Source organism: Bacillus sp. 7884-1 (assembly GCF_002272245.1).
GTDB lineage: Bacteria > Bacillota > Bacilli > Bacillales > Cytobacillaceae > Neobacillus.
The window spans coordinates 1-660 of the sequence record NZ_NPDD01000335.1 but is presented as its reverse complement, the minus strand read 5'-3'; the positions used below and the strand labels follow the sequence as shown (position 1 = coordinate 660).

Annotated in this window: 1 protein-coding gene; it reads right to left on the bottom strand. The window is 36.5% G+C overall.

Going from position 1 to position 660, the window contains the following annotated elements; translation table 11 throughout:
- Positions 1-138: 138 nt before the first annotated feature.
- Positions 139-660 (bottom strand): helix-turn-helix domain-containing protein (locus tag CHI06_RS29005; RefSeq protein WP_095252075.1); only part of this gene is annotated, 522 nt, incomplete at its 5' end.

The window sequence follows — 660 nt, the reverse complement described above, 5'->3', positions numbered from 1 at the left end:
TCTCATTAATAGCCTCTTTTACCTTGTCATATTTATCATTCTGTTTTAATCGTTTTTCCCAATAATAATACGTGCTGCGTGGAGTGTCAGCGACTTTAACTAAATCCACGACCTCATACTGATACTTTAGTTCAAAAATTACTTGCGCTTTGATTTTGTTCGTAATTTTTCCTGCATCTGAACTAAAGCATTCAACTTTTTTAAGTAGGCAATCTCCATCTCTAAATGTTCGACTTTTGCTTGTAATGTCTCCACTGTTTCTTCGGCTGGTGTTTGTTTCTGTATTTCAGGTTTTGATTCTTTCATCATGGATGGATGCCCCTTTTTCTTTGATTCCAGGGCATCAAATCCACCTTGTTCAAACCGGAGTCGCCACTTTCGTATCATTTCAGGTGAGGAAAGATTGAAAATGGCAGCAGTTTCACGATAGGATGTACCCATTTCGTTCATATATTTAAGTACATCCATTTTATAATGAGCAGAATAGCTTGTATAGGATTTTATAAAGGCACTTTCTCCTTGATGCTCATAAAGACGAATCCAACTACTGAAAACACTGTTGTGAACACCAATATCTTCCGCAATTTCTCTTATTGATTCTTTGCCATGCTCATACCTCAAAACACTTTGTATCTTTTCTTCCGCTGTAAATTTAGCCAT